Source organism: Candidatus Methylomirabilota bacterium, from assembly GCA_035315345.1.
Classification (GTDB): domain Bacteria; phylum Methylomirabilota; class Methylomirabilia; order Rokubacteriales; family CSP1-6; genus CAMLFJ01.
The window spans coordinates 1-18,749 of record DATFYA010000045.1 but is presented as its reverse complement, the minus strand read 5'-3'; the positions used below and the strand labels follow the sequence as shown (position 1 = coordinate 18,749).

Annotated in this window: 17 protein-coding genes; 12 read left to right on the top strand and 5 right to left on the bottom strand. The window is 71.7% G+C overall.

The window, feature by feature from the left end:
* Positions 1-60: 60 nt before the first annotated feature.
* The 8 genes from VKN16_05435 (at position 61) to VKN16_05400 (ending at position 9,371) form a co-directional block, all read left to right on the top strand.
* Complete coding sequence (locus VKN16_05435) at positions 61-1,029, top strand: XdhC family protein (GenBank protein HME93638.1); 969 nt, start codon at positions 61-63, stop codon at positions 1,027-1,029.
* Between the two features lie 43 nt (positions 1,030-1,072).
* A complete protein-coding gene (locus VKN16_05430; GenBank protein HME93637.1) occupies positions 1,073-1,993 on the top strand; it encodes a CoA-transferase in 921 nt (306 codons plus the stop codon).
* A gap of 3 nt (positions 1,994-1,996) precedes the next feature.
* Complete coding sequence (locus tag VKN16_05425) at positions 1,997-3,112, top strand: mandelate racemase/muconate lactonizing enzyme family protein (GenBank protein HME93636.1); 1,116 nt, start codon at positions 1,997-1,999, stop codon at positions 3,110-3,112.
* Between the two features lie 292 nt (positions 3,113-3,404).
* Positions 3,405-5,027: an ABC transporter substrate-binding protein gene (locus tag VKN16_05420; GenBank protein HME93635.1), complete on the top strand. Its 1,623-nt coding sequence runs from the start codon at positions 3,405-3,407 to the stop codon at positions 5,025-5,027.
* 9 nt (positions 5,028-5,036) lie between these two features.
* Complete coding sequence (locus VKN16_05415; GenBank protein HME93634.1) at positions 5,037-5,993, top strand: ABC transporter permease; 957 nt, start codon at positions 5,037-5,039, stop codon at positions 5,991-5,993.
* Between the two features lies 1 nt (position 5,994).
* Positions 5,995-6,897, top strand: a complete 903-nt coding sequence (locus VKN16_05410; GenBank protein ID HME93633.1) for an ABC transporter permease — start codon at positions 5,995-5,997, stop codon at positions 6,895-6,897.
* A gap of 371 nt (positions 6,898-7,268) precedes the next feature.
* Positions 7,269-8,045 (top strand): CoA-transferase, encoded by a 777-nt coding sequence (locus tag VKN16_05405; GenBank protein HME93632.1) that lies wholly within the window; start codon positions 7,269-7,271, stop codon positions 8,043-8,045.
* Between the two features lie 3 nt (positions 8,046-8,048).
* Complete coding sequence (locus VKN16_05400; GenBank protein ID HME93631.1) at positions 8,049-9,371, top strand: MFS transporter; 1,323 nt, start codon at positions 8,049-8,051, stop codon at positions 9,369-9,371.
* 102 nt (positions 9,372-9,473) lie between these two features.
* Here the strand turns inward: VKN16_05400 and VKN16_05395 are convergent, their stop codons facing one another.
* Genes VKN16_05395 through VKN16_05385 form a run of 3 tightly spaced genes read right to left on the bottom strand, consistent with a single transcriptional unit; the run spans position 9,474 to position 13,839 of the window.
* Entirely contained in the window at positions 9,474-10,208 is a 735-nt protein-coding gene (locus VKN16_05395; protein ID HME93630.1) for an enoyl-CoA hydratase/isomerase family protein, read from the bottom strand.
* Positions 10,205-11,740, bottom strand: a complete 1,536-nt coding sequence (locus VKN16_05390) for an indolepyruvate oxidoreductase subunit beta family protein (GenBank protein HME93629.1) — start codon at positions 11,738-11,740, stop codon at positions 10,205-10,207. Before VKN16_05390 ends, VKN16_05395 begins: the two co-directional genes overlap by 4 nt.
* Positions 11,740-13,839 (bottom strand): indolepyruvate ferredoxin oxidoreductase subunit alpha, encoded by a 2,100-nt coding sequence (locus VKN16_05385; protein HME93628.1) that lies wholly within the window; start codon positions 13,837-13,839, stop codon positions 11,740-11,742. The genes VKN16_05390 and VKN16_05385 overlap by 1 nt, the downstream gene beginning before the upstream one ends.
* 38 nt (positions 13,840-13,877) lie before the next feature.
* Between VKN16_05385 and VKN16_05380 the strand changes: the two genes are divergently transcribed.
* Positions 13,878-14,693, top strand: coding sequence for an alpha/beta fold hydrolase (locus tag VKN16_05380; protein HME93627.1), 816 nt, complete (start codon positions 13,878-13,880; stop codon positions 14,691-14,693).
* Here VKN16_05380 and VKN16_05375 read toward each other — a convergent pair.
* Entirely contained in the window at positions 14,647-15,105 is a 459-nt protein-coding gene (locus VKN16_05375) for a helix-turn-helix domain-containing protein (GenBank protein HME93626.1), read from the bottom strand. The genes VKN16_05380 and VKN16_05375 overlap by 47 nt on opposite strands.
* A 99-nt stretch (positions 15,106-15,204) precedes the next feature.
* Here VKN16_05375 and VKN16_05370 point away from each other — a divergent pair, with 99 nt between their 5' ends.
* From VKN16_05370 to VKN16_05360, 3 genes are read left to right on the top strand one after another with little or no spacing between them, the layout of a single operon-like run.
* Complete coding sequence (locus VKN16_05370) at positions 15,205-15,642, top strand: PaaI family thioesterase (protein ID HME93625.1); 438 nt, start codon at positions 15,205-15,207, stop codon at positions 15,640-15,642.
* Between the two features lies 1 nt (position 15,643).
* Positions 15,644-17,050 (top strand): MATE family efflux transporter, encoded by a 1,407-nt coding sequence (locus tag VKN16_05365; GenBank protein ID HME93624.1) that lies wholly within the window; start codon positions 15,644-15,646, stop codon positions 17,048-17,050.
* A 49-nt stretch (positions 17,051-17,099) separates the two neighbouring features.
* Positions 17,100-18,293 carry an MFS transporter gene (locus VKN16_05360; GenBank protein HME93623.1) on the top strand — a complete coding sequence of 398 codons (1,194 nt, stop codon included), beginning with the start codon at positions 17,100-17,102 and terminating at the stop codon, positions 18,291-18,293.
* A gap of 231 nt (positions 18,294-18,524) precedes the next feature.
* On the opposite strand, the gene VKN16_05355 is transcribed toward VKN16_05360, so the two are convergent.
* On the bottom strand, positions 18,525-18,749 hold a 225-nt coding region (locus VKN16_05355; GenBank protein ID HME93622.1), incomplete at its 5' end, for a hypothetical protein.

Sequence of the window (18,749 nt, the reverse complement as noted above, 5' to 3'; positions counted from 1 at the left end):
TGCGGCCCCAGCGGCACTTCCCCGACCGCGCAACCTGCACCCCCTGGCCGGGCGCCCGGCATGCCTGAAGACCTGCTGATACTCGCGGCCGATCTGCGACGCCGCGGCGAGGCGTTCGCGCTCGCGACGGTGGTGCGCTGCGAGCGGCCGACGTCGGCGAAGCCGGGGGCGAAGGCGCTGATCCGGCCGGACGGCAGCATGACAGGCTGGGTCGGCGGGGCGTGCGCCGAGCCGGTGGTCGCGCGCGAGGCGCTCGCGGCGTTGCGCGACGGCCGGCCGCGTCTGGTGGTGCTGGTCGGCGAGGGCGGTCGGAATCCCGCCCGCACCGAGGGCATCGTGCACCTTCCGATGACGTGCCACAGCGGAGGCACGCTGGAGATCTATGTGGAGCCGTTCTTGCCGAAGGCGCAGCTGGTCCTGGTGGGTCACGGACCCGTGATCGAGACGCTCGCCTCGCTCGCCGGCATCGCGGGCTACCAGGTCGTGGTGGTGCGTGGCGACGCGCTGGCCACCGCGCTGGGCGACGTCGCGCTCGGGCCGGACACGTCGGTGGTGGTCGCCACCCACGGCGACTTCGACGAGGACGCGCTGACCCGCGTGCTGGCGAGCCCGGTCGGCTACGTCAGCCTCGTGGCGAGCCGCAAGCGGGCCGGGGCGATCGTGGAGACGCTCGAGGGCCGCGGCGTACGCGCCGAGTACCTCGATCGGCTCAAGGCGCCGGCCGGCCTGGACATCGGCGCGGTCGCGCCCGAGGAGATCGCGGTGAGCATCCTGGCCGAGATCATCCACACGCGGCACGCCGGGAAGACCGAGCCGCTCGTCACCGTCTCCGCCGGGAGCGCACCGGGCGCCGCCGCCACCCAAGCGCCCACCGAGGCGCGAGACCCGATCTGCGGCATGCAGGTCGAGATGGCGACGGCGCGGTACCAGTCGGACTGGGCGGGCCGCTCCGTCTACTTCTGCTGCCGCCGCTGCCAGGAGACCTTCGACGCCGATCCGCAGCGGTACGCGGCGGTGCTCTCCGACTGACCCGGCGGCGGGTGCGCCGGCTCCGTGGAGTAAGATAGCCGGCGTGCCTCGACCCAAGCTCATGTCCATGCGGGACGCGGTCGCCCACTTCGTTCCCGACGGCGCCTCGATCTGCATGGGCACCGCGCTCGAGGCGCTCATCCCGTTCGCGGCCGGCCACGAGCTGATCCGGCAGCGCCGTCGCGATCTCACGCTGATCGGGCCGATCTCCGACATGCTGTTCGACCAGCTGATCGGCGCGGGCTGCGTGCGGCGCGTGATCGCGGCGTGGGTCGGCAACGTGAGCGCGGGGCTCGGCCACAACTACCGGCGCGCGGTGGAGCAGCGGGTGCCGGCGCCGCTCGAGGTGCTGGACCACTCCAATCTCACCATCGCCTTCGCGCTCCAGGCCGCCGCGCTCGGCGTGCCCTACCTGCCCGCGCGCTCGCTGCTGGGCACGGACCTGCCGCGCGCCAATCCAACCTTCAAGCAGGCGCCCGATCCGTGGTCGGGCGCGCCGTTGCTGCTGGTGCCCGCGATCGTGCCCGACGTGGCGATCGTGCACGTGCAGCGCGCGGACGAGGAGGGCCACGCGCACGTCTGGGGCACGCTCGGCGTCACGCGCCAGGCCGCATTCGCGGCGCGACACGTGATCCTGGTCGCGGAGGAGATGCGCCCGCGCGGGCGCATCCTGAGCGATCCCGGCCTCGTGCTCACGCCCGCCCTGAAGGTGGCCGCGGTCGTCCACGAGCCGTTCGGTGCGTTCCCCTCGCCGGTGCAGGGCTACTACGGGCGGCAGCACGATTTCTACCATCGCTTCCACGACGAGAGCCGGACGGTGGAAGGATTCCAGCAGTGGCTCGCCCACTGGGTGCACGGGGTGGAGGACTGGCCCGGCTTTCTCTCCCGGCTCGAGCCCGGCGTCCTGGACGCCCTGCGCGTGAAGCGTCCGCAACCATCCGAGCCGCTCGACTACGGAGCCTGAGCGATGAAAATCACCGCGATCGAGGCCATCCCGCTGGCGATTCCCCTCAAGCCGATGGACCCGCCGTCGCCGTGGACGGGCGGCACCCGCAAGCAGATCGTCGTACGGGTGCGCACCGACGAGGGCTGGACCGGGCTGGGCGAGGCCTTCGCCTACGGCGCGCCGCTCGCGGTGGTGAGCGTCATCGAGGAGAGCCTCGCCCCCCTGATCGTCGGCCAGGACCCGCTGCGCATCGAGGCGGTGGTGGACCTCATGCACCGCGGCACGATGATCTACGGCCGTCGCGGGCTCGGCATGTTCGCGATCAGCGGCATCGAGATCGCCCTGTGGGACCTGCTCGGCAAGGTGCGCGGCGCACCGGTGTACGAGCTGCTGGGCGGCGCGGTGCGGCCGCGGCTGCCCGCCTACGCGAGCCTGCTGCGCTACGAGACGCCGGACGCGGTCGCGGGCGCGTGCCGGCACTTCGTCGCCCAGGGCTTCCGGATGCTGAAGCTGCACCAGACCGACGTGGCCTCGGTGCGGGCGGCCCGCGAGGCGGTGGGCCCCGACGTGGAGCTGATGCTCGACACCAACTGCCCGTGGACGCCCTTCGAGGCCATCGCCATGGCGCGCGCGCTCGCTCCGTACCGTCTCTTCTGGTTGGAGGAGCCGGTGTGGCCGCCCGAGGACTACGAGGGGCTCGCGCGCGTCGCCGCGGCCACCGAGACGCCGATCGCGCTCGGCGAGAACGAGTCCACCGTGCACGGCTTCGCCGAGATCGTGCGCCAGCGAGCGGGCGACATCCTGCAGCCGAGCATCACCAAGGTGGGCGGCATCTCCGAGTTCCGGAAGATCGCGGTCCTGGCCCAGGTCGCCAACCTCCCGATCGCGCCCCACTCGTTCTACTTCGGCCCGGGCCTCGCCGCCACCCTCCACGTCGCGGCCACCTTCGGCAGCCCGCTGCCGGTGGAGTTCCCCACCGGCGAGCAGGAGACCCCGTTCCTCACCCGCCCCATCCAGGCGCGCGACGGCTGGCTCGATCTGCCGGCCGGCCCGGGCCTGGGCGTCGAGCTGAACGAGGAGGCCCTGCGCCGCCACCCCTTCGTCAAGAACTCCGCCCAGCCCTTCGTCCTGCGCTGACGCGACCCGTCTGGGGTCCGCGCACCAGGCACCACGGATCGGCGGAACGTTGATGCGAGGCTGCGGTTGACACGCGGTCCCGGCGCCTGTTACGGTCCGCGTTGTCCGAGCGTCCGAACCGTCCGAGACCACTTCGGTCCCCCCTGACGACGGCGCTGGCTCACGTCGTCCTCTGGTGGGTCATCCGAGGTGGACGGGCCCGATCACGGCCCGGGGAGCGCCTATGCCTCGAAGACGAGGTCCCCTCCATCCCAGCCTCTCTTCCCAACCCGAACCGCACGGAGGTCGTCCCATGATGGCCCCGATTCGCCACCGTCCGCTCCTCGTGCTCCTCCTCGCCACGCTCACGTTGCTGACCGGCGCCCTGCTCGCGCTGGTCCCGACCCCGGCGCCGGCTGCCGACACCCCCCGCCGCGGGGGCGTCCTGCTCGCGGTCATCGGCGCCGACCCTCCGAGCCTCGATCCGCACCAGGAGAGCACGTTCGCCAACATCGAGCTGGTCGCCCCGCTCTACAGCACGCTGCTCGAGCTCGACCCGTACAGCTACCCGAAGATCATCGGCGACCTGGCCACCGAGTGGAAGATCTCACCGGACGGCCTCACCTACGCGTTCAAGATCCACCCGGGCGTCAAGTTCCACGACGGGTCGCCACTCACCTCGGCCGACGTCAAGGCCAGCTACGACAAGATCATCTTCCCGCCGCAGGGGGTCCGTAGCGTGCGAAAGAACGCCTACACCGCGGTCGCGGCCGTCGAGGCCCCCGACGCCACCACGGTGGTCTTCAAGCTCAAGTTCCCATCGGCCTCGCTGCTCGCGAATCTGGCCTCGCCGTGGAACGTCATCTTCCCGAAGAAGTATCTCGACCAGGACCCCAACTACTTCAAGACCCACGTGATCGGATCGGGGCCCTTCAAGTTCAAGAGCTACACCCGCGGCTCGACCTTCGAGGGCGAGCGCAATCCCAGCTACTTCGTCAAGGACCGGCCGTACCTCGACGGCTACAAGTTCTACATCAGCCCGGAGACCTCGGTGCGGGCGGCCGCGGTCCGCTCCGGCCGCGCCTACATCGAGTTCCGGAACCTGCCCGACGCCGAGGTGGACGCCATCCGGAAGCAGCTCGGCGACAAGGTCTCCGTCCAGGAAACGCCGATGACCGGCCAGTGGGGCATCGCGATCAACAACACCAAGAAGCCGTTCGACGATGTGCGCGTGCGCCGAGCGCTCACCCTGGCCATCGACCGGTACACGATGGGCAAGGTGCTGGCCCCCCTCACCGGGCTCAAATTCGTCGGAGGCCTGATGCGACCGGGCTCGGAGTGGGGGATGCCGCCGGCCGAGCTGGAGAAGCTGCCCGGGTTCGGGCGCGACATCGAGAAGAACCGGGCGGAAGCCCGGAAGCTCCTGGCCGAGGCGGGCTACCCGAACGGGTTCAAGGTCGTGCTCAAGAACCGCAACGTGAAGCTGCCCTACCAGGACTTCGCGGTGTTCCTGATCGGGGAGTGGAAGAAGGTCGGGATCGAGGTGGAGAACCGGCCGCTCGAGACGGCGGCCTGGTTCTCGGACGGCCAGGACACCGGCAACTTCGAGCTGATCGTGGCGCCGACCGTCGAGTTCTCGGACGATCCCGACCAGTTCCTCGGCCGCTACGCGACCGGAAGCACCCAGAACTGGGGCCGCTTCTCGGATCCGCAGGTCGACGATCTGTTCTCCCGCCAGGCCCGGTCGCTCGATCCGGCCGAGCGCAAGAAGCTCATCACCCGGATGGAGCAGCGGGTGCTGGAGAACGCCTACTCCATGCCGGGTCTCTGGTGGTCGCGGAACCTGGTCCACTGGACCAAGGTGAAGAACTACATCGCGCCGCCCAACCACTACACCAACCAGAAGCTGCAGGACGTCTGGCTCTCGGAGGACTGAGGCCGGGGTGTGCGCACCTATCTCACCAAGCGCCTCCTGCTGATCATCCCCACGCTCTTCGGGGTTGCCGCGGTGGTGTTCGTCATCATGCGCGTGATCCCGGGGGACGTGACCCTGCTGATACTGGGCGGAGACCAGACCGGGCGCATCGATCCGCAGCAGCTCGCGGCCATGCGCCACCAGCTCGGGCTGGACCAGTCGATCCCGGTGCAGTTCGCCCAGTGGCTGTGGGGCGTGCTGCGGCTCGACTTCGGCAAGTCCCTCTGGACGGGACAGCCGGTGATCGAGGAGGTGCTGATCCGCCTGCCCCTGAGCCTGGAGGTGGCGATCCTGGCCACGATCGTCTCGGTGCTGCTGGCCATCCCGCTCGGCATGCTCGCGGCCGTGCGCCAGGACACCTGGGTCGACTACGTCATCCGGGTGGGCAGCATCGGGGGCCAGGCGATCCCGTCGTTCTGGGTCGGCATCCTCGTCATCCTCTTCCTGGTCATCTACTTCGGCTGGGGGCCGCCGCTCGAGTTCACGCCGCCCTGGGTGGACCCCTGGGCGAACTTCCAGCAGCTGGTCTGGCCCGTGGTCACGGTGGGCTACCGGTACGCCGCGGTCACGACACGCATGACGCGCTCGACGGTGCTGGAGGTGCTGCGCGAGGACTACATCCGCACCGCGTGGGCCAAGGGGCTGCGCGAGCGCGCGGTGGTGATCCGCCACGCGCTCAAGAATGCGATGCTCCCGGTGATCACGCTGATCGGGACCGAGTTCGCCTTCCTCATCGGCGGCCTCGTGGTCACCGAGACCGTCTTCACCCTGAACGGGGTCGGCCGCTTCGTGGTGGACGCGGTGGCCCACCGCGACTACCCGGTGGTGCAGGCCCTGGTCTTCCTCATCGCCTTCTGCTTCGTGATCGTGAACCTCCTGATCGACCTGGCCTACGCGTGGCTCGACCCGCGCATCCGCTACCACTGAGATGAGCGTCGACGTCTCGCTGATCGAGACGGCGGCTTCGGCGCCCCTGGCCCCGCAGCTCGGCTGGCTCGGCCACGTGGTGACCTTCGTCCGCACCCAGCCGCTGGGCGCGGTCGGCGCCTTCATCATCCTGGCCATGCTGGTCGTCGCGCTCACCGCCCCCTGGCTGGCGCCCTACGATCCCTACCAGCCCGACTATGCGGCCCAGTTCGTGCGGCCCGTCGCCGAGCACTGGTTCGGAACCGACGAGTTCGGGCGTGACGTGCTGAGCCGAGTCATGTACGGGGCGCGCATCGCCCTGTTCGTCGGCTTCGCCGCCTCGCTCGCCGGCTGCTCGATCGGCGCCACGCTGGGCGTCGTGAGCGCCTACTGCGGCGGGACCGCCGATCTCCTGCTCGAGCGGATGATGGACATCCTGCTCGCGTTCCCCCAGCTGATCCTGGCCCTCGCGGTGGCCTCGATCCTGGGCCCGGCGGTGCCCAACGTGGTGATCGCGGTGTCCATCCCGATCATCCCGCGGGCGGCCCGGGTGGTGCGGGCCACCGCGCTCTCGATCAAGCAGAACCAGTACGTGGAAGCGGCCCACGGCCTCGGGGCCTCGCACGCGCGCGTGGTGGCGCAGCACATCCTGCCCAACGTGCTCGCGCCCTACCTGATCATGCTCACCGCGCAGCTCGGCACCGCGATCCTCGCCGAGGCCGCGCTCTCCTACCTGGGCCTCGGCGCCGCGGAGCCGACGCCGTCGTGGGGGCTGATGCTCTCCGGCTCGGCGCCGGCGTACGCCGAGAAGGCTCCGTGGATCGGCCTGTTCCCCGGGGTCGCCATCAGCCTGGCCGTCTTCGGCTTCAGCCTCTTCGGCGACTCCCTGCGCGACGCGCTCGACCCGAAGCTGCGCGGCCGCTAGCCCCCGCGGTCAGCCGCCGCGGGCGGTGTGCTAAGCTCCGCAGCACGATGCCGATGGCGCGCGAGCTCTCGATCCGCGGCGCACCCATCCACATGCTCCAGGAAGGCAGGGGCCCGGATCTCCTCGTCCGGCACGGCCCGCGCGGAGCGGGCCGGTGGCGTCCGTTCCAGGAGCATCTCGCCAGGGCGCACGTGGACGAGACCGCCGGCGTCCGCCGCCAGTCCAGGAGCGTGTCTGAGTAATCTTCGTTCGCGCGCGGGCTTGGCCCGCGCAATCCTGCTCCTGGGGCGGCACGTCCGGTCGTCGCAGGCAATGACCGGCCAGAAATCCTCGACCGGGATGCTCGGACGAACCCTCCCCCACGACGGGCGATGAAAGAGCCGCGAGAGTCGGGCTTCACGGATCGCGAGCTCATGGTCATCGCCGCCGCGCGTGAGATCCGTGACGACGACGTCGTGTTCGTCGGCATGCGCTTGCCCCTCATCGCCTTCGCGTACGCCAAGCGGACGCACGCCCCCGGCGCGGTCGGCCTCTTCGAGAACGGAATCGTCCGCGATCAGCCGTCGCCCGAGACGCTCTTGACCATGAGCGACCCGCCCAACATCTCGGGCGCGCTCTGGTGCACGGGCACCATCGAGATCATGGCCTTGCTCCAGCAGGGTCTGGTGGACCTGGGCTTCATCGGGGGAGCCGAGATCGACCGATTCGGCAACCTGAACACCTCGTACATCGGCGACTGGCATCGGCCGAAGGTCCGGCTGCCCGGCAGCGGCGGCGGGGCCGACATCGCGAGCCTGGCCCGCCGCTTCGTGGTCATCATGCCGCAGGAGAAGCACCGCTTCCGGGAGCGCGTGGACTTCATCACCTCGCCCGGCTTCGGCGACGGCCCCGGCTGGCGCGAGCGCGTCGGCCTCGCCGGCGGCGGGCCCGCGGCGGTCGTCACCACGCTCGGCGTCTTCCGCTTCGATGCGGCCACGTGCGCGATGTACCTGGCCTCGTACCACCCGGGGCAGAGCGTGGAGAGCGTGCGCGCCGCCACCGGGTTCGACCTCGCGGCCGCGGCCGACGTCGGACCGACCCCGACGCCGACCCCGGCCGAGCTGGCCATCGTGCGCGAGTGCGATCCGGCCGGGTTCTGGACCCGCTGAGCGATGGCCGCCGACCGGGGACAGCGCTGGCGGATGTGGGGCATCCCCGCCCTGGTCTTCCTGATCGCGTTCCTGCACCGGGCGGCGCCCGGCGTCATCGCGAAGGACCTGATGCAGGCCTTCGGCATGACCGGCACCGAGCTGGGCCTGCTCTCCGCGATGTACTTCTACTCCTACGCGGGCTTCATGGTGCCGGGCGGCGTCCTCATCGACAGCCTCGGCCCGCGCCGGGTCATCACCGCGGGCGGGGCGGTGATGGGCCTGGGCTCCCTCGCGATGGGGCTCGCGGCGAGCCCGCTCGTGCTCTTCACGGGTCGGCTGCTGGTCGGCCTGGGCGCCGCGGTCACCTTCACGGGCGCGCTGAAGATCGCGGCCTCGTGGTTTCCGCCCACGCAGTTCGGCATGATGTCGGCGCTGACCGCCACCGTCGGCGTCCTCGGCGCGCTGATCGGCAACGCCCCGCTCGCCGCGCTGGCCGCGCATCTCTCCTGGCGCGGCGCGCTGGTCATCATCGGCGCGGTCACGATCGCGGGCGCGCTGCTCTGCCTGGCGCTGGTGCGCGACCAGCCCGCGGCCGCGCGGCACCGGGCGGGGCGCGGCCCGTCGTTTCGCGAGGTCATGACCGGCACGCTGGCCGTGGTGCGCAATCGGTATACCTGGCCGCCGTTCCTGTGCTTCTTCTTCCTCTACGCCGCGATGGGGAATTTCTTCCTCTGGAGCGTGCCCTTCCTCCGTGACGTCTACGGGCTCGGCTCCACCCAGGCGGCGCTCTACGCCTCGCTGCCCTCGATGGCGCTGCTCGTCTCTGCCCCGCTCACCGGCTATCTCTCCGACCGGGTTCTCCACCGACGCAAGCTGCCCTACACGATCCTCGCCACCGGCCAGTTCGTGGTCTGGCTCGGGTTCCTGGTGACGCTGGGCACCCTGCCGCTGTCCTTGGTCTGCCTGCTGTTCCTGCTCCTGGGCGTGGTCGGCGGCGGCTTCGTGCTCACCTGGCCGCTCGGCGCCGAGGTGAACCCGCCGCGGCTGGCCGGCATCGCGGTCGCGGTGACCAATCTGGGCGGCTTCGTCGGCGCCGCGTTGACCCAGGGGCCGGTCGGCGCGGTCCTCGACGCGCGCTGGACGGGCGCGCTGCTCGACGGGGCACGGTTGTACCCGGTCGCGGCCTACTGCGGCGCCTTCGCGGTGTGCGCGCTGCTGGTGCTGGTGGGCGCCGGGATCAGCTTCCTGCTCGAGGAGACCCGGGGGCAGAACGTGTACCAGCGGCTCCGGCCGTCGCGCTCGCGCCGGGAAGCCGCGCCCCGCATGTCTCCGGGGGGATCCTGAGCGCGTCGATACCGCGACGGCGACGGCTCACGCCGCTCGGGCGCGAGCCGATCGATCACGTCCGGCCGCTGGTCGCGTGGTCGAGCCGGTGGACCGCCGCGGTCACTCGCGGTCGAGGAAGCCCTCGGTCATCGCGTTGACCTCGGGAATGCCGGTGCGGGCGATCGCGTTGATGCGGGCCTTCACCTCGGCCAGCGGCTTCGTGGGCTTGGCCGCGAGGCGCTCGGCGTACTCGCGCGTGGCCTTGGCCAGCTCGACCCCGGGCACCACGCGATGCACGAGGCCCCAGGCCTGCGCCTCGGCCGCGGAGTAGCGCGCGCAGCCCATGATGATCTCCTTGGCCCGGGCGGGGCCGACCAGCCGCACGAAACGGGTCGTGGTGCCGATGCCGAGCGGCACGCCCAGGTCCACCTCCGGGATCCAGAACTGCGCCTCCGCGGCGGCCAGCCGGAAGTCACAGGCCAGCGCGAGCCCCCAGCCGCCCCCGACCGCGTGACCGTTCATCGCGGCGATGGTGGCCTGCTCGAGGTTCTCCAGCGTGGTGTTGGCGCGCTCGAAGAGCCGGCGGAACTGGCTCTTGCGCGAGGCGAAGAGGCGCCGCCGCTCCTCGGCGGTGGTGGCCTTGGCGTGACCGGCGTCGGCCCCGGCGGAGAACACCGGCGGCGCGCCGGTCACGATCACCACGCGGATCGATCGATCGTCGCGCAGCTCGATGAAGGCCGCGCCCAGGTCGGTCAGCATCTCGTCGCTCAGCGAGTTGCGGCGGTCGGGGCGATTGAGCGTGACGGTGGCGATGACTCCGTCGCGGGTGAGCGTGATGTTCGCGGTCGTGGTCATGGGGTTCTCGAGGGGAGCGGGAGGCGGGTGGCGTTCTCATCGGCGAGGAGGCGGTGGCGGCCCTCGCGGATGCTCGCGGTGGATCGGCCGTAGCCGCGGGCGGACTGGCGATCGTGCTCGATCGCGGGCAGCACGGTCTCGTCGAGGAAGCGCCGCGCGGCGAGCGAGAGGCGCCGCCGCACCTCGCCGTAGCCGCGCACCACGGTGGCCAGCTCGGCCACCTCGCAGGCCAGCGACTCGTCGAGCCGCGCCGCGGTCAGCACCGCCTCCTCCCATCGGCCCAGCAGCGCGAACTCGCCCTGGCGACGCAGCGACGAGGGGCGCAGCCATCGCAGCCGGGCCAGCAGCCACACGCGGAGGAACCCGAGGACCGCCGTGGTCTTCACGTGCTGGCCGATGGTCGGCCGGCCTTCGGGCCACCGCCGCTCCGCCCACCGGGCGATCGGCCCGCCGATCGAGGCAGGCAGCAACCCGTACAGCTCGTCGAGGTCCGGCTTCAGATAGTCGGTCACCACGAGCACCGCGTCCTCGGGAGCGCCCTGCTCGCGCCGGATGCGCTCGAAGCGGTCGCGCCGCGTCTTCAGGTCCGCGACGCGGATGGCGTCCTCGTACGTCATCCAGACCGCGAGGCGCTTCGCGAAGATCTGCGTGAGCCGCGTGCCCCGGTCGAGCGCGCGGACCCGCCGCACCCTCTCCAGGAACGACTCGGCGTAGCGCGCGTCCTGGTAGTCGATCAGCCGCGCCAGCGCTTCGCCGAGCACGGCGAGCAGCGCCTCGGGGAACTCGGACTCGGTCCGGGCCGCGAGGGCCAGGAACTCCGTGCCCCGAGCTCCGAGCGCGGCGGCCCGCTCGGCGCGAACCTCGGGCCACGGCCGGTCGCGCCGCGGCGCGGGCGCGCTTGCCTCTCCCGCGGCCACCAGCTCGATGCCGGCCTTGAGCCCGCGCACGTTGCGCTCCACCGCGACACCGCCCTCGCGGATGGCCGCCTCGAAATCGGCCGCGGTCATCGGCACCACCTCGCTGGCCGCGAGGGCGCCCAGCAGCAGGGCGTTGACCTCGGTCTGGTGCTGGCGCGCGAGGGCGAGGGCGTCGAAGCCGACGAACCGCCGGGCGAGGGCGCGGATCGCCGCCTCCAGGCCTTCCCGCGGAACGATCCCGTCGCCCGGCACCGACTTCTCGGCGATCGAGAAGAGCCGGTGCGTGCTCGCAACCACCGTGGTGCGCACCGGCGAGGCGTAGTCCGTCTCGACCGCGCGCGCGGCCTCCAGCAGCTCGGAGGCCACGATCACGTCGACGTCGCCCGGCGTCGGGTAGAGCGAGAAGATCGGCTCCGGCCCCGACCCGGCGCGCTCCGGGAAGATCTCGACGTAGTAGGTGGTGGCGCCGGTGCGCTGGGCCACGCCGGGGATCGAGGTGGACTGCGCCGGGTACCCGGCATGCGCGGCCGCGCCGACGATCCACTCGGTGAGCACGCCGCCGCCGTGCCCGCCCAGCGCGCCGATGAGGATCGAGACGGGCCGGCGCGCCACCATCACGCGGGCTGGAGCCAGCCGATGACGCGGCGCCGGGTGCGGGCCAGCCCGCGGGCCACCGCGCCCGGGTTGTGCACGACCCGGGCCTCGTAGAAGGACGGGCACAGCACCGCCGCGTGGGCGACCTCGCCGCAGAGCCCGCAGCCCACGCAGCTCTGGTCCACGTGGGCCACCGGGTCGTCGCGCAGCGGGTCCGGGTTCTCCTTCAAGGTGAGCGACGGGCAGCCGTTGAAGCGCATGCACGACTTGTCGCCGGTGCACACGTCGGGGTCCACCCCGAAGCGCGGCGTCTCCACCCGCTCGCCGGCTCGGAGCCGCTTCGCGGTCTGAGGCTTCACGCGACGCTGGCGCTCGAGCTGGCACTCCGCGCGCGCGATGATGACCTTGAGCCCGCCCGCGGCGGTGGTCATCGCCTCGCGGATCACCTTCAAGGTGTCGGCCACCCGGTAGGGGTTCACCGTCTTGATCCAGGAGACGCCGAGGCTCCGGATGGTGTCGGCGATCGACATCGTCACGCGATCCCCGCGCGGGTTCTTCCCCGAGGAGGGATTGGCCTGCTGGCCGGTCGCGGAGGTGTAGAAGTTCTCCAGCACCACCACGATGGAGTCCTGCTTGTTGTAGACCGCGTTGGCCACTCCGGCGGTCAGCCCCGAGTGCCAGAAGCCGCCGTCGCCCAGGATCGAGATCACCCGCCGGTCGAAGTTCGGCGCGACCGCGCTCGCCGAGGCCACGCTCATGCCGTAGCCCAGGATGGTGTTGCCCTGGTTGAACGGAGGCAGCGTGGCGAAGGCGTGGCAGCCGATGTCGGCGGCCACGTGGGTCTCCCCCAGCTCGCGCTGCGCGATCTTGAGCGCGCTGAACACCGGTCGCTCCGGGCAGCCGGTGCAGAAGGCGGGCGGGCGCTTGGGCAGCGGCGTCCGCAGCGCGGCCCGCCCGCGGCCCACGTGCTCGGTGAGGACCCGGCGCCGCCGCTCCGCGTCCTCGCCGAGGAAGCGGGCGAGCGCGGCCAGCACCACCTCCGGCACGTACTCGCCCTGCGCGGCCACCACGTCCTTGCCGTGGATGCGCGTGGTGAGCCCGTGATCGTGGGCCAGCGCCTTCAGCTCCTGCTCGATGAAGCTCGGCATGCCTTCCTCGAGCACGAGCACGCGCGCCTTGCCCTCGAGGAAGCTCAGGAGCTGGTCGGGCACCAGCGGGTGGATCACGTTGAGCACGAGCATCGGCACACGACTCTGGCCGAACGGGTCGGCCATGCCGAGCAGCTCGAGCGCGCGCAGCGCGGTGGGGGTCAGCCCGCCCTGGAGGATGATGCCGACGGTCTTGTCCTCGCCGGGGATCGTCTCGTTCAGCCCGCGCTCGACGACGTAGCGGCGGGCCGCGGGCAGCCGCCGCTCGAACTTCTGCGCCTCCTGTGCGTAGGTGGACGGCGGATGGCTCAGGCGACCGTAGTCGAAGGAGTGGCGCTCCAGGCGCGCGTTCATCCCGATCGCGGGCGTCACGTTGTCGCGGCACACCATGCTCCCCCGCATGTGCGCGGCCCGTATCCGGAGACTGATCACCGCGGGCAGATTGGAGGCCTCCGACATGCCGAAGGCCTCCTCGACCATGCGGGCCAGCGAGGGCAGCGTCGGGCGCGGGTCGATGAGGAGCAGCGACGACTTCAGCGCGAAGGCGTGCGTGCGCTCCTGGATGACGCTGGCCCCCGCGCCGTAGTCCTCGCCGACCACGATGAGGGCACCGCCGATGACGCCGGCCGAGGACAGGTTCGACAGCGCGTCCGCGGCCACGTTGGTGCCCACGATGGACTTCCACGTCACCGCCCCGCGCATCGGGTAGTTGATGGAGGCGCCCAGGAGGGCGGCGGCCGCCGCCTCGTTGGCCGAGGCGTCGAGATAGACCCCCATCGGCTTCAGCAGCGACTCGTTGGCGTCGGCCAGGACGTCCAGCAGATGCGAGACCGGCGCGCCCGGGTAGCCGCCGACGTAGGACACGCCGGACTGGAGCAGGGCCTTGGTGATGGCCAGGATGCCCTCACCCCGGAGGATCTGGCCCTCCCCGAGCGTCAGCTGCTTGACTTCCGCGGCGAAGGACCGTTCCATAGGATCCTCTTGTACCACAACCCCGGGGGGAGGGACCCGTGGCGCACTTCACCACTTCCGACGGCGTCCGCATCTACTACGAATCCCACGGCGACGGCGATCCGGTGCTCCTGGCCTACGGCATCGGCGGCAACGCGGGCATGTGGCGGCCGAACATCCATGCCCTCTCGGCGCGGAACCGGCTGATCCTCTGGGAGCCGCGCGGTCACGCCCGCTCCGAGAGCCCCGCCGATCCGGCCAAGGTCACCTTCGGCCACTGGGTGCTCGATCTCCACGACCTGCTGAATCACCTGCAGCTGGACCGCGCGGTGGTGGGCGGGCTCTCGCTGGGCGCGGGCATCGCCACTCGCCTCACCCTCGCGCACCCGCAGCGCGTCCGGGCCCTCCTCGTGGTCGACTCGTCCTCCGCGGTCGGCCTGCCGCTCTCCGTCGACAACCTGGTGATGCGCGCCCGCTCGATCAAGGTCACCCTCGAGGGCGGCATGGACGCGATGGCCGAGTTCGCGATCGCCTCGAACCCCAACGTGTCGGGGCGGATCAAGCTCGATCCGGGCGCGCGCCAGGAGATCTTCGAGTACTACCGGATGCTGACCCCGATCGGCTACGCCAACGCGCTCCGCGCGCTCCTGCAGATGGACTACATCACGGACCGGCTGCCCGAGATCGCGGTGCCGACGCTGCTGGTGTGCGGCGACGAGGACCCGTCGCTCCAGCCGATGCGGGTGATGGAGAAGAAGGTGAAGCAGGCGCGCTTCGTGCTGCTCTCGGCGGCCGGCCACTTCGGCAACCGCGACCAGCCCGAGGCCTTCAACCGCGCGGTGATCGAGTTCCTGGACGAGATCGGGCCCGCGTGACGGTCACGTCGGCGCCCCGCACCCCTTCCCCGCAGTCCTCACAGTAGTAGCCGACCGAGACCGGGTGCCCGCACCCGGCGTGCACCAGCTGGGTCTCCCGGTGCACGTGCCGACCCCCCCAGGCCGCGAGCGCTCCGACCACCATGCCCAGCTCCCGCCCCCGGTCGGTGAGGGCGTACTCGGCGCGGGGCGGGTGATCCGAGTAGAGCTGCCGCCGGATCAGGCCGTGCTCCTCCATGAGCTTGAGCCGCGCGGACAGGATGTTGGGGGCGATGCCCGGCAGCGTGCCCAGCAGATCCTGGAACCGCCGCGTCCCGCCCAGCAGGTCCCGCACCACGAGCAGGGTCCAGCGGTCGCCCACGACCTCGAGGGTCTTGGCCACCGGGCACGACTGGTTGTAGCGCTTCGGCATGGGTGGAGTATAGCAGATCCGCTTGACACGAAAGCAAGTGACTACTATTTTACTAGTCACTGAGTCGTCAACAGGCGGCTGCCCCATGAGGAGGCTCCGATGTCCAAGGCGATCGACACCATCCGGAAGATCCAAACCGGCGAGCTGCCCCCGCCGCCGGTGGCCACCCTGATCGGATTCACCCTCACCGAGGTCGAGCCCGGACGCGCGGTGATCGAGTTCCAGGCGGACCGGCGCCACGCCAATCCGATGGGCACCCTGCACGGCGGCGTGCTGTGCGACATCGCGGACGCCGCGATGGGCATCGCCTACGCGGCCACCCTGGACGAGGACGAGACCTTCACCACGCTCGAGCTCAAGATCAACTTCCTCAAGCCGGTGAGGACCGGGCCGCTGGTGGCCACCGGCCACGTGGTGAAGGGCGGGCGCTCGATCGGCCTGGTCGAGTGCGACGTGGTCGACGACAAGGAGCGCCTCGTCGCGCGCGCCTCCAGCACCTGCATGACGCTCCGGGGCGAGCAGGCGGCGGGCCGCTGAGATGAGCGCGACCGCGGCCTCGGTGGCCGTCCCGGCATCCGCCGCGCTCTCGCCGCGCACGCGGCTGCTGCTGGAGGGCCCGGTCGCGCGGACGCTGCTCCGGCTGGCCGCCCCGAACGTGCTGGTCATGGTGCTGCAGGCGATGGTGAGCACGCTCGACGGCGTCTTCGTGGGCTGGCTCGGGACGGACGCCCTCGCGGGCGTGTCGCTGGTCTTCCCGCTCGTCATGCTGATGCAGACCATGTCCGCCGGCGGCATGGGCGGCGGCGTCGCCTCCGCGGTGGCCCGCGCGATCGGCGGCGGCCGACGCGCGGATGCCGACGCGCTGGTGGTCCACGCGATCGTGATCGCGCTGGCCATGGCCGTCGCCTTCACCCTGCTCCTCGAGCTCGGCGGTCCCGCGCTCTACCACGCGATGGGCGGGCGCGGCGCGGGGCTCGACTCCGCGGTCCTCTACTCGCGCGTGCTGTTCGGCGGCGCGCTGGCCTACTGGCTCTTCAACACGCTCGGGAGCGCGATCCGGGGCAGCGGGAACATGGCGCTGCCCGCGTCGGTGATGGTCGCCGGCAGCGCGATCTACCTCGCGCTCTCTCCGGCCCTCATCCTCGGCTGGGGTCCCCTGCCCCGCCTCGGGATCGCGGGGGCCGCCGCCGCGAGTGTCGTCTCGTTCGCGCTCGGGAGCGGCGCGCTGCTCGTGTTCCTCGGCTCGGGGCGATCCCTCGTCCGGCCCGCGCTGCACGGCCGAGGGCTCCGGCTTTCGCTGTTCCGCGAGATCCTGCGGGTGGGCGCGCCCGGCTCGCTCAACACCATCCTCACCAATCTCACGGTGGTGCTGCTGACCTCGCTCGTCGGACCGTTCGGAGACAAGGCATTGGCCGGCTACGGCATGGGAGCGCGGCTCGAGTACCTGCAGATTCCGATCGTGTTCGGGCTGGGCTCGGGCCTCGTGACCATGGTCGGGACCAGCATGGGCGCGGGCGACCGGGCGCGCGCGCTGCGGGTCGCGTGGGTGGGAACGGCGTTGGCGGCCGCGGTCACCGGGGCCATCGGGGCGGTCGCCGCGTTGTGTCCGTGGGTGTGGCTCGGCCTCTTCACGGCCGATCCCGAGGTGCTGGCGGCGGGCAGCCGGTATCTGCAGATCGTCGGACCGTGCTACGGGTTCTTCGGCGCCGGGCTCTCGCTCTACTTCGCCTCGCAGGGCGCGGGCCGGCTGCTGTGGCCGCTCCTGGCCGGCTTCACGCGGCTCGCGGTCGCGGCCGCCGGCGGCTGGCTCGTCACCACCTGGCTCGGCGCGGGCCTCTCGGGACTCTTCGCGGCGATGGCGCTCGCGCTCGTGATCTTCGGCGGCATCAACGTGGCCGCGGTGAGCCTCGGACGCTGGCGCGCGGCCGGTCGGACGACGTGGTGAGCCGCCCGCATTTGCCCGCGCCGTCACACATGTGAAACAATCGCGGGCGATGAGCCGTCGCGCCCGCGCCGTCCTCGCCACCGCCTGCGGGGCGCACTTCATCCACGACGGCTTCTCCGACATCCTCTACATCCTGCTACCGGTGTGGGCCACCGAGTTCGGGCTGAGCTTCGCCCAGGTCGGACTGCTCAAGACGCTCTATACCGGCGGCATGGCGAGCTTCCAGCTGCCCGCCGGCCTGCTCGCCGAGCGCCGCGGCGAGGCGCGTCTGCTCGCCGCCGGGACGGCGGTGACCGCGCTGGGATTCCTGGCCGCGGGGCTGACCGGCGGATTCCTCGCCCTGATCCTCTGCCTCGCGGTGGCCGGGCTGGGCTCGGGCTGCCAGCACCCGCTCTCCTCGTCGCTGGTGTCGAAGGCCTACGAGACCGGGCCGCGTCGCACCGCGCTCGGCACCTACAACTTCTCCGGCGACCTCGGCAAGGTGGCGGTGCCCGCCGGGGTGGCGCTGACGCTGCCCTGGATCGGCTGGCGCCACGCGGTAGAGATCTACGCGGTCGTCGGCCTCTTCGCGGCCGCGACGATTCTCGTGCTGCTCGCGCGCCTGCAGGCCGGGCGCGCCGAGCCAGTGACGCGGGCGGCGACGACGGCGAGCCGCCGCGGCGGCTGGGGCATTCGCGATCCGCGCGCCTACACCGCGCTGTCGACCATCCACGTGATCGACAACTCCACGCGGACCGGCTTCCTCACCTTCCTGCCCTTCCTGCTGATCGCGAAGGGGGCGAGCGTGCAGTCGGTGGGCCTCGCCCTCATGCTCGTCTTCATGGGCGGGGCCATCGGCAAGTTCGCGTGCGGCGCGCTCGCCGACCGCGTCGGGGTGATCCGCACCGTGGTGATCACGGAAGCGGCCACCGGGGCCGGTATCCTCGTGCTGCTGAGCCTGCCGCTCGGGGCCTGCCTCGTCGCGCTCCCCCCGCTCGGGATCGCGCTGAACGGCACCTCGTCGGTGCTCTACGGCACCGTCGCCGACCTGGTCTCGACCGACCGGCGCGCCCGCAGCTACGCGATCTTCTACACGCTCGGGATCGGCGCCTCCGCGCTGTCGCCGTTCGCCTACGGGCTGCTCAGCGACTGGGGCGGCGTGCGGCTCACGCTGACCGTCGTCGGCCTCGTCGTGTTCCTCACGCTGCCCTTCACGTTGCCGCTTCGCCAGCCCGCTTCCGTCGCCGCCCCGCACTCCGTGTAGCCTCGCGCGTGGTGCTGCCCGGTGGGGCGGCCGCGGCGGGGGGAGGGCACGGGGTCGACTGACCACGAGGCGCGATGCTTCGATTGCGCCGGTAGCAGTTCCCATTCTGGTAGAGGGGGGCTTCGTCAGGGGTTGGCAGGAACGGGTCAGTTCGACCCCGTGCCCTCCCCCCGCCGCGGCCGCCCCACCTCCCGTTCCCCCGGTGTAACCACGCGTCCGCCGCGCTCCTGTTCAGCGCGCGAAGCTCGGGATGGAGAGGCGTTCGGTGACCGGGGTGCGGTCGGGGCCTTTGAGCCAGGTGATCGTGAGGCGGCCGTCCGGGTCGAAGTGCAGTGCGGTGAGGGCGGACTCGAGGGGGCCGGGGGCCCAGTCGCGGTCGATGCGGGCGACCTCGCGGCCGGAGAAGATCTGGCGGACCGCGACCGAGCGGCCGTCGGCCTGGGCGAGGAGGAGCCG